The organism is Parasphingomonas zepuensis (genome assembly GCF_036663735.1).
In the GTDB taxonomy this organism is placed as follows: domain Bacteria; phylum Pseudomonadota; class Alphaproteobacteria; order Sphingomonadales; family Sphingomonadaceae; genus Sphingomonas.
Genome location: NZ_JAXOJO010000004.1, coordinates 450,613 through 463,645 on the forward strand (window position 1 = coordinate 450,613; position 13,033 = coordinate 463,645).

The 13,033-nt window shown below is 65.3% G+C and carries 12 protein-coding genes; 5 read left to right on the forward strand and 7 right to left on the reverse strand.

The window, feature by feature from the left end; genetic code table 11:
• Positions 1 to 60: 60 nt before the first annotated feature.
• The 5 genes from rodA to U1769_RS17295 form a co-directional block, all read right to left on the reverse strand.
• Positions 61 to 1,173, reverse strand: coding sequence for a rod shape-determining protein RodA (gene rodA, locus U1769_RS17275; protein ID WP_332718452.1), 1,113 nt, complete (start codon positions 1,171 to 1,173; stop codon positions 61 to 63).
• Positions 1,170 to 3,272, reverse strand: a complete 2,103-nt coding sequence (gene mrdA, locus U1769_RS17280; RefSeq protein ID WP_332718454.1) for a penicillin-binding protein 2 — start codon at positions 3,270 to 3,272, stop codon at positions 1,170 to 1,172. Before mrdA ends, rodA begins: the two co-directional genes overlap by 4 nt.
• On the reverse strand, positions 3,269 to 3,781 hold the full coding sequence (gene mreD / locus U1769_RS17285; protein ID WP_332718456.1) for a rod shape-determining protein MreD: 513 nt from the start codon (positions 3,779 to 3,781) through the stop codon (positions 3,269 to 3,271). Before mreD ends, mrdA begins: the two co-directional genes overlap by 4 nt.
• Positions 3,778 to 4,581: a rod shape-determining protein MreC gene (gene mreC / locus U1769_RS17290; RefSeq protein ID WP_443030390.1), complete on the reverse strand. Its 804-nt coding sequence runs from the start codon at positions 4,579 to 4,581 to the stop codon at positions 3,778 to 3,780. Before mreC ends, mreD begins: the two co-directional genes overlap by 4 nt.
• A 126-nt stretch (positions 4,582 to 4,707) precedes the next feature.
• The gene (locus U1769_RS17295) at positions 4,708 to 5,754 is read right to left on the reverse strand and encodes a rod shape-determining protein (protein ID WP_332718460.1); all 1,047 of its coding nucleotides are present in this window, start codon (positions 5,752 to 5,754) and stop codon (positions 4,708 to 4,710) included.
• Positions 5,755 to 5,913: 159 nt separating this feature from the next.
• Between U1769_RS17295 and mutL the strand changes: the two genes are divergently transcribed.
• Together mutL and U1769_RS17305 are read left to right on the forward strand one after the other, a co-directional pair.
• Positions 5,914 to 7,686, forward strand: coding sequence for a DNA mismatch repair endonuclease MutL (gene mutL, locus U1769_RS17300; RefSeq protein WP_332718462.1), 1,773 nt, complete (start codon positions 5,914 to 5,916; stop codon positions 7,684 to 7,686).
• A gap of 1,002 nt (positions 7,687 to 8,688) precedes the next feature.
• Positions 8,689 to 10,167 (forward strand): FAD-dependent oxidoreductase, encoded by a 1,479-nt coding sequence (locus U1769_RS17305; protein ID WP_332718464.1) that lies wholly within the window; start codon positions 8,689 to 8,691, stop codon positions 10,165 to 10,167.
• 261 nt (positions 10,168 to 10,428) lie between these two features.
• On the opposite strand, the gene U1769_RS17310 is transcribed toward U1769_RS17305, so the two are convergent.
• Positions 10,429 to 10,593 (reverse strand): Flp family type IVb pilin, encoded by a 165-nt coding sequence (locus tag U1769_RS17310; RefSeq protein ID WP_332718466.1) that lies wholly within the window; start codon positions 10,591 to 10,593, stop codon positions 10,429 to 10,431.
• Positions 10,594 to 10,655: 62 nt separating this feature from the next.
• The gene (locus tag U1769_RS17315; RefSeq protein ID WP_332718468.1) at positions 10,656 to 11,069 is read right to left on the reverse strand and encodes an ester cyclase; all 414 of its coding nucleotides are present in this window, start codon (positions 11,067 to 11,069) and stop codon (positions 10,656 to 10,658) included.
• A 222-nt stretch (positions 11,070 to 11,291) separates the two neighbouring features.
• On the opposite strand from U1769_RS17315, the gene U1769_RS17320 reads away from it, so the two are divergent.
• From U1769_RS17320 to U1769_RS17330, 3 genes are all read left to right on the forward strand, one after another.
• Positions 11,292 to 11,834, forward strand: a complete 543-nt coding sequence (locus U1769_RS17320; protein WP_332718470.1) for a hypothetical protein — start codon at positions 11,292 to 11,294, stop codon at positions 11,832 to 11,834.
• Positions 11,835 to 11,904: 70 nt separating this feature from the next.
• Complete coding sequence (gene smpB / locus U1769_RS17325) at positions 11,905 to 12,387, forward strand: SsrA-binding protein SmpB (RefSeq protein WP_332718473.1); 483 nt, start codon at positions 11,905 to 11,907, stop codon at positions 12,385 to 12,387.
• Positions 12,388 to 12,433: 46 nt separating this feature from the next.
• Positions 12,434 to 12,943 (forward strand): DUF2062 domain-containing protein, encoded by a 510-nt coding sequence (locus tag U1769_RS17330; RefSeq protein WP_332718749.1) that lies wholly within the window; start codon positions 12,434 to 12,436, stop codon positions 12,941 to 12,943.
• Positions 12,944 to 13,033: the final 90 nt, after the last annotated feature.

The window sequence follows — 13,033 nt, forward strand, 5'->3', positions numbered from 1 at the left end:
CGGGGAGGGCGCCGGTTAGCACCGGTCGCCGGAGATGCAAACCCTTTTTTTGCCCGCGCCCTACCAGCGCGTCGTTTGGCGGTTCTGGCGATCGATCGACATGAGGATTCCGATGCACAGCATGATCGTCATCTGGGACGATCCGCCGAAGCTGATCAGGGGCAGGGGGACGCCCACGACCGGCGCCAGGCCCATTACCATGGCCATGTTGATCGCCACATAGAAGAAGATCGTCGTGGCGATGCCGGCCGCGGTCAGGCGGGCGAAGCGGGTCTGCGCGCGGAGCGCCACCGTGATGCCCCACTGGATGATGATGAAGAAGGCGATGATCAGCAGGATGCCACCGACCAGACCCCATTCCTCCATCATCGTCGCCAGCGCGAAATCGGTATGGCCCTCGGGAAGGTAATCGAGATGGCTCTGGGTACCGTTGAGGAAGCCCTTGCCGAAGATGCCGCCCGATCCGATCGCGATCTTCGACTGGCTGATATGATAGCCGATGCCGAGCGGATCGCTTTCCGGATCGAGGAAGACGAGGATGCGGTTGCGTTGATAGCCATGCAGCACGAAGTTCACCGCAAGCGGGATCGCGGCGCCCAGCGCGAGTGCGCCGCCGATGAACAGCCTGAGCGGCACGCCGGCCAGGAACATCACCGTGATGCCACCCACCGTGATCATCGTCGCCGTGCCGAGATCGGGCTGAGTCAGCACCAGGCCGGCGGGAACCAGGATCAGCACGCAGGCCGGCCAGATCGCGGAGAAGCGCCGCGTCTCGTTGGGCGGCAGGGCATGGTAGAACCGCGCAGTCGCGAGGACGATGAAGACCTTCATCAGTTCGGACGGCTGCAACCGGATTATGCCGAGATCGAGCCAGCGCTGTCCGCCGCCGCGCACCGCGCCGATCAGCTCGACGAGGACGAGCATGATCACCAGCGCGACATAGGCGGGGATGGCCAACGCCTGCCACATCGATTCACGGACCCGCGAGAGCACGACCGCGCCGGCCAGGAAGACGAAAAAGCGGATGCCCTGGATCATCGCCCAGGGCCGCAGGCTGCCACCCGCCGCCGAATAGAGCACCAGCAACCCGAAACAGCCGATCGCCAGCACCAGCAGGATGATCTTCCACGGCAGTTGCGCGAGCGGCTCGGGGACAAAGTTCAGGCCGCTCACTGTTCGCGCTCCGTCGAGCCGGTTTCGGCGACGCCGGCGCCGGCGGCGGTGGCGTTGGCCAGCGCTTCGGCGCTGGCGTCGGCGGCGCTGGTCGCTGCTTCGACCGCCGGAGCATCCGTGGCCGCGGTGGCGTTGAGTTCGGTTGCCGCGCCCACCGTCGGCGGCGGCGCATTCGCGGCGGCGCGATAGGCCGTGGCCTGGGCGGTCATCCGCGTAGGGATATCGCCGCCCCACGTCGGCTCGACCTCCGCAAGCGACTTCAGCGCGCGTTCGCGATCGAGCAGATAAGTCAGGATATCGCGCCCGATCATCGGCGTGTCGAGGTTGCGGATGAGATGGGCGTTGTGCTCGAGCACGATCGCTGCGGCATAGCGTGGCTTGTCCGACGGCGCGAAGCAGATGAACAGCGCGTGGTCACGCATCTTGAAGGGCAATTGCGCATTGTTGAGCACGCCGCTGCGCCGCTCCGCCATCGTAATGCGTCGGACCTGCGCGGTCCCGGTCTTGCCGGAAATAGCCATGCCCGGGATCTGCAGCCGCGACGCGCCGCCGGTGCCGCCGTCGTTGACCACGGCGAACATCGCGTCGCGCACGATGTCGAGATGTTCGGGGGCCACATCGAGCGCGGCCGCGGGATGGACCTTGTCGATCAGGATGCTCGGCTGAAGCGCGCGGCCCGACGCGATGCGCGCCGCCATCACCGCAAGCTGCAGCGGGTTGGCGAGGACATAGCCCTGGCCGATCGACGCGTTGAGCGAATCCGCGACCGTCCAGTCCTGCTTGTACCGCTTGAGCTTCCAGGTGGGATCGGGGACCGTGCCGTACCGCTGCGATCCGAAGGGCAGATCATATTTTTCGCCCAGGCCGACCTTTCGGGCGACCGGCGCGATGCGGTCGTATCCGATGTCGCGCGCCATCTGATAGAAATAGATGTCGCAGCTTTGCGCCACGGCGCGGCGCATGTTGACGCCGCCATGCCCGCCGCGTTTCCAGCAATGGAAGGTGCCGTTGCCGACCCTGAGCGCGCCGGAGCAATTCACCGACTGATCCGGATGAACCCCGGCCTCGAGCAGGGCGAGGGCGTTCATCGGCTTGACGGTGGAGCCGGGCGGATACAGGCCCTGCAGCACCTTGTTCATCAACGGCACGTGATCGTCGTCGGACAGCATCTTCCATTCGAGATGGCTGATCCCGTCGGAAAAGCTGTTGGGGTCATAGGCCGGCATGGACACCATCGCGAGCAGTTCGCCGGTGTGGCAATCCATCACCACCGCAGATCCCGAATTGGTGCCGAGGCGCCGCGCGGCATATTCCTGCAGCCCGGCGTCGATCGTCAGCCGAGCGGTCTTGCCGGGCGCGTCGGGCCGGGTCGCGAGTTCGCGGACCAGCTTGCCGCGCGCGGTAACCTCCACGCGCTTCGCCCCGGGGGCGCCGCGCAGTTCCTTCTCGAGCGTCTTTTCGAGGCCGTCCTTGCCCAGCTTGAAGCCGGGGGTGACCATCAGCGGATCCTTGGTCTTCTGATATTGTTCGGCCGAGGCCGCGCCGACATAGCCGGTCAGATGGGCGACGGCGGCGCCGCCCGGATAGCTCCGCGCGAAACCGCGTGAAGGCGCTACGCCGGGTAGCTCGGGGAGGCGCACGCTGACCGCAGCAAAACGTTCCAGGTCGAGGTTTTCAGCGACCTGGACCGGCTGGAATCCCGCCGCATGCTTCAGGTCGGTCAGGATGCGGTTCATCTCTTCGGGCGGCAGGCCGAGGATCTCGCGCAGCAGGGCGAGCGTGCGATCCTTGTCCTCGAGCCGGTCGGGGATGATGTCGACGCGGAAATCGGTGCGGTTGTTGGCGATCGGCACGCCGTTGCGGTCGACGATCCAGCCGCGCCGGGGCGGCACCAGCGTCATGTTCACGCGGTTGCTCTCGGAGAGCAGGCTATAATGCTCGTTCTCGGCCACCGCGAGCCAGGTCATGCGCCCGGCGAGCAACAGGCCGACCGCGGCCTGGCCGGCGCCAAGCACCAGCGCGCGGCGCGAGAAGCTGTAGGCCTGGCTGGCCTCGGTAACCATGCGGGTCGACGGGTTCAGGCGCGGACCCTCTTTCATGCGCCCTGTCGCTTGCGATCGAGCCACGCACAGAGCCGGGCAACCAAGGGGAAGAGCATCGCTGAAATCACGATCTGGAGTAATAGCACGGTATCGACATGCGCGCCGAGCGGCGCCGCGATGAGTCGCCCGGCAATGAGACAGAACCCGATCGAGCCGGTCGCGATCAGCCAGTCCTGCCAGAAATCGCGGAACACCAGTCGCTGGTCGATCAGGTCGATCATGAAGAAGCACAAGGTCCAGAGCAGCATCGCGTTGCCGAGCGGCTGGCCGCTCACCAGATCGTCGAAGAGGCCGAGCGGCAGTGGCGCCCAGATCGCGAAGACGTCGGCCCGGCTGAGCCGCCAGGCGAGCAACATCATCAGGCCGAGCGGGGGCAGGAAGGGGAAGCTCGCGATGAACGGCCAGGTCGTCACCAGCGACGCGAGCACGACCGAAACGGCTGGCAGCAGCCGCACCGCGACGCGCGGGGGCGCGGCATCGAAGGGGCCGCGGGTCGGCTCCCTCATGGCGCCGGGGTGGCCGGGGTGGCCACATCCGGCATGAAGGCCTGCTGGACGAGCGCGAAATCGAGCGTGTCGGGTTGCGCGAAGGTGCGGGCCAGTGCGGTATCGCGGGCGCGCTTGAGCACGCGCGCAACCGGGATGTTGGGCGCATAAATGCCGCCGATGCCCGAGGTCACGAAGACGTCGCCCGGCTCGAATCCGACATTGGCGAGCGATGCCGAGCGGATGTCGAGCAACCCGTCGCCGCGCCCGGCGGCGAGCGCGGGCAGGCCATCGCGGGTGCGGCGCACCGGCACGATGCTCTCAGGATCGGACAGCAGCAGCACCCGGGCGGTGTTCGGCCCGGTTTCGAGGATGCGGCCGATCAGGCCGTCCGGTCCACGCACCGGCTGCCCCGGCTTCACGCCGTGCCAGGAGCCGGCATTGAGCACGGCGAAGCGCCGCGTGCTCGACGCCGACGAACTGACCAGCCGCGCCGCGATCACCGGTGTGGCCGTGCGCTCGCGGATTCGCAGCAGTGCCTGCAGGCGGCGATTGTCGTAGGACAGGGTGCGCGCGCGCATCAGCATCGCCCGATTGGCGGCCAGTTCCTTGCGGAGCGCGGCGTTCTCCTGGCGGACCGCGAAGTGATCGGAGATCGAGGCGGGGATCGCGGCGACGCCGCGGCCGATCGCGGCGATGCCGGAGGAGACGGGGGTGGTCACCACGGCCACGGTCGACCGCAGCGCCGCGAAGGCCGGCGGATCGAGCGTCGCGAGGGCGAGCAGGACCGCGCCGATCAGCGCGCCCGCTACAGCCAACACATATGCCAGGAATTGGCTGTACTGCGCCCGCCGTGAAAAGCCCGGACGCCGATTTCGAGACGGCGCCATATTCCCCCTCAAAGAAGAATCGGTGCCGGCCGGCGGCACCGCAGCTTCGACAAACGATCAGGCGCTGTGCAGGACACCGCGGAACATCGGATCCTCGAGCGCACGGCCGGTGCCGAGCGCAACGCAGGTCAGCGGATCGTCGGCGATCGTGACGGGCAGGCCGGTCTCGTCGCGCAGGACCTCGTCGATGCCCTTCAGCAGAGCGCCGCCGCCGGTGAGCACGATGCCCTGGTCGACGATGTCGGCCGCCAGTTCCGGCGCCGTGTTCTCGAGCGCGATGCGCACGCCTTCGACGATCTGGCCAACCGGTTCCGAGAGTGCCTCGGCGATCTGGCCCTGGTTGATCTGGATCTCCTTCGGCACGCCGTTGACCAGATCGCGGCCCTTGACGTGGATGGTCAGGCCGATGCCGTCTGGTGGCGGCTTCGCCACGCCGACTTCCTGCTTGATGCGCTCAGCGGTCGAATCGCCGATCAGCAGGTTGTGGTTGCGGCGGACGTACGAGACGATCGCCTCGTCCATCTTGTCGCCGCCGACGCGGACCGAAGTGGTGTAGGCTAGGCCGCGCAGCGAGAGCACGGCGACTTCCGTCGTGCCGCCACCGATATCGACGACCATCGAGCCGATCGGCTCGGTCACGGGCATGTCGGCGCCGATCGCGGCCGCCATCGGCTCCTCGATCAGCCAGACCTGCGAGGCACCGGCGTTGGACGCGGCATCGCGGATCGCGCGGCGCTCGACCGAGGTCGAGCCCGACGGCACGCAGATCACGATCTGCGGCCAGCGCATGAAGCGCCGCTGCCCGCCATGGACCTTGTGGATGAAGTGCTTGATCATCTGCTCGGCGACGTCGATGTCGGCGATGACGCCGTCGCGCAGCGGGCGGATCGCCTGGATGCTGTCGGGGGTCTTGCCCATCATCAGCTTCGCGTCGTCGCCGACGGCCTTGACGCGCTTGACGCCGTTGATCGTTTCCACCGCGACGACCGAGGGTTCGTTGAGGACGATGCCGCGTCCGCGCAGGTAGACGACCGTGTTCGCGGTCCCGAGGTCGATCGCCATATCGTGCGACATGAGTCTGAAGAAACGCGAGAAGAAGGCCATTTATCGTTCCGTTCCAGGCCGGCTGCTTTACGCTCCGGCAGTTCGCACCGCCCCAACCCTTCATCAAAGACTGCCCCGGCCAGAGCTGGAAATTCCACGCTCTGGTTGCCGAGTAGATGCGGGTCGCGGGATGCCGTCGCTTGGGCTAGAGCATCATTCATGTCAATACGCCGCCTTCCTGAACATCTCGTCAATCGCATCGCTGCCGGTGAAGTGGTGGAACGCCCCGCCAGCGCGTTGAAGGAACTGGTAGAAAACGCGATCGACGCTGGCGCCGGACGCATCGCGATTCGCCTCGTCGGGGGTGGCACCGACCTGATCGAAGTGACGGATGACGGGTGCGGGATGAGCCCCGCCGACATGGCGCTCGCGCTCGAAAGGCACGCCACCTCCAAGCTGCCCGATGAAGCGATCGAGAACGTCGTCACGTTGGGATTTCGCGGCGAGGCGTTGCCCTCGATCGCGAGCGTCGCGCGCCTGACGCTGGAAAGCCGGGTGCGCGGAAGCGAAGGCTGGGCGCGCACCGTCGATAACGGTGCCATAGTATCGGAAGGCCCCGCCGCGATCCCGCCCGGCACGCGGGTGCGCGTCGAGGCGCTGTTCGAGCGGGTGCCGGCGCGGCGCAAGTTCCTGCGCTCGGCCCGGTCGGAATATGCCGCCAGCCTCGACGTGGTCCGCCGGCTGGCGATGGCGCGGCCCGACATCGCTTTCAACCTGGAGCATGACGGCCGGCGTTCGCTGTCGGTATCGGCGGGGGAGAGCCTGCCCGACCGGGTCGCGGCGCTGACCGACCGGGCGCTGATAGACAATGGCGTGCCGATCGACCTGGAGCGCGAAGGGCTGCGGCTCGGCGGCATTGCCGGGCTGCCGACCTTCAATCGCGGCGTGGCCGACCACCAATATCTGTTCGTCAACGGCCGACCGGTGAAGGACCGGCTGCTCGTCGGCGCGGTGCGCGGCGCCTATGCCGAACTGCTCGCGCGCGACCGGCATGCCGTGGTCGCTTTGTTCCTCGACGTGCCGGCCGACATGGTCGACGTGAACGTGCACCCGGCCAAGACCGAGGTTCGCTTTCGCGAGCCAGCGATGGTGCGCGGCATGATCGTCAGCGGGTTGAAGCGCGCGCTCGACGAAGCGGGTCATCGCAGCGTGCAGCGCCCGAGCGAAAGCGCGCTGGCTGCGTGGCAGCAGGAGCCGGCCGCGCCGCCCACGCCCAACCTTTGGGGCGAAGGGCAATGGGAGGCCCCGCGGCCCGAGAGCCGGCACGCGGTGTTCGACCGTCGCGAGCACTTCATCGCGCCGCCGATGGCGCGGGCCGAAGCCGCCTACGCGCCGCCGCCCGATACCATCGCCTTCCCGCTGGGCGTGGCGCGCGGCCAGGTGGCCAAGACCTATATCGTCGCCGAGGCCGAGGACGGGCTGGTGCTGGTCGACCAGCATGCCGCGCATGAGCGGCTGGTGCTCGAACGGATGCGCAAGGCGATGGCCAATGGCGGCGTCGCGTCGCAGGCGCTGCTGCTGCCCGAGGTGGTCGAACTCGACGAGCCGGCGTGCGACCGGCTCGAGGCGCGCGCTGCCGAGCTGACCGAGTTCGGGCTCGATCTCGAACGCTTCGGCCCGCGCGCGATGCTGGTGCGTGCGGTGCCGGCGATGCTGGGGCAGGGGGACGTCACCGGGCTGGTGACCGACCTCGGCGACGAACTCGCCGCGTTCGACGAAGCGCTGAGCCTGAAGGAGCGGCTCGATCATGTCGCGGCGACCATGGCGTGCCACGGATCGGTCCGCGCCGGCCGCATCCTCTCGGTTACCGAGATGAACGCATTGCTGCGCGAGATGGAGATCACGCCCCATTCGGGCCAGTGCAACCATGGCCGACCGACCTGGGTGAAGCTGGCGCATGGCGATATCGAGAAGCTGTTCGGGCGCCGGTGAGGCGAGGCACCGCGCTTAGGCGGCCGGGAGGCGAGGGCGGCGCAGATCCCCAACCGAAGAAGAACGAAGTAAAACGCGATCGCCTGTCGGAAAACTCACCAGTAAAGAATCCATTTTGTGAGGCCACGTCGACCCGTTTTTTGCGATGTGCCCATCCGAAGCCGCAAGCAAGACGACAGAAAATCCGATTTCCGTGTGGCTGGCACGGGAAATCCGGCAATCTCCGTGGCGCAGATCGGAGCACAGGTATTTTGTACATAGTTGCCGATTTATGAGAAAGCATCGCACTGACTCGCGCCGTTCTGTCGCGATGCGACGGTGCCTGATCGAATACGTCGCGCGTCTTTGGAACGGGGTCGTGCCGGGGCGATATCGCAGTGTGGGAGCGGTGCTGGCCGGCGGCGGCTGACGCTTTACGCGACGCATTTTCGGAGTCCTTCGGGTTCTTCATGATGGTTTCTTCGCGCGAGAGAGGGCGGTGCCTGGGTGAGCCGGGAATCCTGGGAGTTCAGCACGAAACGAGGCCGGATTGAATCGGCGGGCCCGTTGCTCGCGGAACGCCGCAGGTCCAGGATTGTGCGGCTCTGCCCGATCATGCCCTCGTCGCGACGGTGGGGCGGTATGACGCGTTCGTCTCCGGAGCCGTGAACGGAGATAGACGGATGGAAGGCGGACATTTCGCGGAGGGTGGTCGCGCGGCGTCCATGCGTTCCTCGCCCCTATGATGGGACACGCTGGTTTCACGGTCGGCATTGACGGTAAAAAAAGATAGCGCCGAAGCCCGATGCAATTCAACCATTCAAAGCAACAATGTTTTACCGATACCTTTAAATCCGGTTACAAGTATTTTCCCATATTCCCGCCGCTATCAATCGGATAGCATTGCGATTAAGATTATAAAATCTCCGATAATTGATCAAAGCCCTCAAAACATTAATATTAGTAAATATTGACTCCAAAATATCGGCAATATTATTCTGGAGAAAAGTTGAGGAGCGAGCCATGATCAGAAACGGCAAGGATATCGCCGACGGCACCGTCGTGTCGACCGAGGTGTGCATCGTCGGATCCGGCCCAGCTGGAATCACGGCGGCCTGGCACCTCCAACAGGCCGGCGTGAAGGTCACTCTGATCGAAGGAAGCCGCGATTATCGCACCGCCGGGATGAAGGCGAGCTGGCCGGACAAGACCCTGCTCTACCAGGGAGTGGCCGACGGCCTGTTCTCGACCAACGAACCCGAATTCCTGATCCAGCCCTATTTCGGGCAGAGCAACAGCGCCTGGGAGCGTGAGCGAATTTATGGCGGTACGTCGGCGCATTGGGGCGGCCAGTCCCGGCCGCTCGATCCGATCGACTTCGAGAAGCGTCCTGGTTTCCCCGGCTGGCCGATCAGCCGCGCTGACCTCGATCCCTATTATGCGGAGGCGGCGGCCTTCTGCAAACTGCACGGCGCGGATTTCACGGCCAATTATTGGGCGAAAGTCCTGGGGGCCGATGTTCCCCTGCTCGCCGGTTTCGATACCGATATATACCAGTTCATCGGCGCGAATTACCTGAATTTCGCGACAAGGACGTTCGACGGAATCACCATCGGAGAGAGCCCGGTCGACGTGATCCTCAACGCCAGCCTGCTCGACATCGACCACGCGCAAGGCAGCGTCAACGCGTTGAGCGTCGCCAGCATGGACGATCAGGTACCGCCGCAAAAGGCGACTCATTTCACTATCAAGGCCGATGTCTTCGTGCTGGCGTGCGGTGCGGTCGACAATGCCCGCCGGCTGCTGCTTTCCAATGCCGGCAACGAGCATGATCAGGTCGGCCGCTATTTCCTCTGCCATCCGCTGTCGGCCAACAGCGTCATCTCCGTCACCAAACCCTATCTGACCGAAGCCCAGACGAGGCTGATGAACGGCGATACGCTTTCCGGTGCCCGCCCGATCCGGTGGCAGGACGAGAATGGCGTGACGGTCACTGGGCGATTTTCGCCCAGCGCGGACGAACAGCGCGCACGGGGAATCGGGAGTTGCTGGTTCTGGGCCGGCGGCAGCCGCTATTATTTCGAAATGGCGCCGAATCCCGACAGTCGGGTCACGCTGGCCAACACGGTCGACCCGGTCTTCGGCCAGCAGCAGACTCATATCACCTGGCTGCTCAGCGACACGGACGAGGCGACCTACACCCAGTCGACCCAGATGTTCAAAGCCGCCGTCAACAGCCTTAACGGCGATGTCCGTTTCCCTTCATGGCAAAGCGTGAAGGACCAGCTGATCGTCAACGGGCACCATATCGGCACGACACGCATGTCGTCCGACCCGACCCAGGGTGTGGTCGATGCCAATCTCAAGGTGCATTCGCTCGACAATCTGTATGTCGCCGGGTCATCGGTGTTCGCATCGTCCGGAATCTCCAATCCCACCTTCTCGATCATTACCTTTTCGATCCGCCTGGCCGAGCATTTGGGCGGCGTGTTGGGCAAATAGGAACGCGCGGCGCGTGTGCGCCGGGTGTGGAGTCGCGATCATCCAACCGCGAGGATATGGCGCGCGTGCAAGGTTTGCCGCCAGTTCAGGCCCGGTCTGGCGTTCCCGCTTCCAGGCAGGCTGGCGCTGGAGGCATCCGCCAAAGCTTTCTGGCTCAGGCCAGCGGCCGTGCGGCGGGCGGGGCGTTAAACGCTACATGCTGGCTTGAAAGCTGATCAGGTACGGACAGGGGGTGGAACGCCCGGCACCGTAAGCGCGGCGTCAGCGCCCCGCCATCGCATTGGTCGCGGTCTCGAAAATATTGACGAGGCTGAGCCCGAGCGCCTGGAACGCCATGATGCAGGCGACCGCGATCAGCGCGGCAATGAGGCCGTATTCGATGGCGGTGGCGGCGGTTTCGTCCCGGAGCAGATGGTTGCGACGCATGTACGATTCCCCTTGTTCCGCCTTAGTCGGCCAGCTTGTGTTGCGGCGAGGTTAAGGGTGCTTCAGGATTGGCTGCCCCGCAGGCGATCGTAGAGTTCAAAAGCGCTTCTCTCGACCCAGCATTCGGCGAGACGCCCGTCTGCCACGCGCCAGATGGCAATGCCGGAGAATTCGACGGCTTCCCCTCGCGCGGGCAGGCCGAACATTCCTTCATTATATCCGCGCGTCACCCAGCGCGAGACGACCCGATCGCCAGCGCCGTTGGTGAATATCTCGAGATGTTCATTGGTCGCGTCTTTGACCAGCCGTTGCATCGCGGCGACCCACGCCTTGAAGGCGTCACGCCCTTCCACGACGTTCCCTGCCGCGGTGATGCGGTAGTCCTCCGTCATCAGTTCATCGATGGCGCTCAGATCATGGGGCGGGCTCCAGACCCGACGGAAGAACTCGCGCGCAAGATGCTCGGCGTCGTGCATTGTCTTCGTGTTTCCGTGCCAAGTTTCCCGGTCGGGAGGCGGAGCCTGCCTATACCAGCGCTTCGCCGGGGTCGCCAGCGAGCCGGTTTTTCGCAAGGGCCTTCCAGGCGAACAAGATCTAAGCTGCGACAGCGCTGGAATGGCTTCAGGTCGAGGCGACCGGACCCGGTTGCCGCTGGATGCGGTAGCGCAAGCTGCGTAGGAAGAGATGCATCGCATGACGTGCCGCCGTTTAAGGCTGCGGAGACTGACGAAATAATGGACGTATTTTTAGGTATTATCGGCGGTTTGTTGCCGCTGACTCTCATTGGTGCGATCGGTTACGCCGTCTACCGATCAGCGCGGGTGCGATATGCGCGCGCTGGCCGCGGCGTGATCGACCTTGCCGCGGACGGCGGCAGGGCGATCCCTGTGATCGCCGCATTCATCGGTATTCGCGGGTTGCCCTGGTGGTTCGCCGTGGCGAGCAACAACGCAGCGCCGTCGCTCGTCATCCTCCCGTCGGGCGTGAGATATCGGGTGATCAAGCTGCGCGAACGCCCGTTTTCCGACATCGAGCGGATCGATGTGCGCACTGCCTGGGCCACGGTGAACATCGAGATGCGGTTCCGCGGCGAAGCGCTGACGCTGATGGCCAATGTCGGGACCCAAAAGCTGGCCAGAGCGACTCTGGAGCTTCTGCCGAAGAGCATTGCGTTGACGTCGCGGGCAAAGGCCATTCTCGCCGACGGCGAGCCGCGAGATGCCGCCCCATCGACGAAGTGACGGAAATGCGACGCGACCAGCGCGAAGCCCGCTTTCGTTCTGCGCGCGGAGCGCCTACATCGCCCGTCCGATGTCCCGCCCAAAGCCCCCGACCTTCGAGAAAACCAAGATCGTTGCCGAGAACCGGCGCGCGCGGTTCGATTATGCGATCGACACGGTGTACGAGGCGGGGATCGCGCTGACCGGCACCGAGGTGAAGTCGCTGCGCAGCGGCACCGGATCGATCGCCGAGAGCTATGCCGAGGTGAAGGACGGGCAGGTCTGGCTGATCAATTCGAACGTGCCCGAATTCAGCCATGGCAACCGCTTCAACCATGAGCCGAAGCGGGCGCGCAAATTGCTGCTGCACGAGCGCGAGATCAACAAGATGCATGGTGCCGTGGCGCGCGAGGGCATGACCCTGGTGCCACTGATGATCTACTTCAACTCGAAGGGCCGGGCCAAGGTCGAGCTGGCCCTGGCCAAGGGCAAGAAGGATCACGACAAGCGCGCAACGATCAAGGAGCGCGACTGGAAGCGCGAGCAGGGAAGGATCATGCGTGATCGTGGCTGAAAAGCCGGGCCTCCTGCAGCGCGTCACCGACTGGTGGCGGCGCACTATGCCGACGCGCGAGAGCATGGAGCAGAACCGTCTGCTCCGGCCGGTCGCGCACCGCGTGCTGGCGCCCGAATTGTGGCGCTTTACCCGCCGATCCGTGCCGCGCGGCGTGGCGCTGGGCATGGTGACGGGCATCTTGTTCCCGGTCGCGCAGATCGCTTTTTCGGCGCTGCTCGCGCTGCCGATCCGGGCGAACATCCCGACCGCGGCGGCAATGACGTTCATCACCAACCCGTTCACGACGCCGCCCTTGTGGGTCGCGGCGTACTGGATCGGCAAGTGGACGCTGCATCTCGATTCGCACGTGCCGGGCGCGCCGCTCGCCACGCAGGTCGCGGCCAATTCCGGCTGGCTGCACTGGCTGCTCTCGACGGCGGGGCCGGCGACGGTGGTCGGCCTGTTCATCATCACGCTGACGCTGTCGGTCGTCGGCTATTTCGCCGCGGCGCTCGGCTGGCGTTGGTGGATCGCGCGCAAATGGCGGGCACGGAAGCACGGGCGGCCGAAATGACCGGCTGCCGCCACGGACATTGACGGCCCAAAATTGACGGGGCGTGTTATCGGATTAGAACACGGCGCTTAACCGGTTTTCGGAAAGACG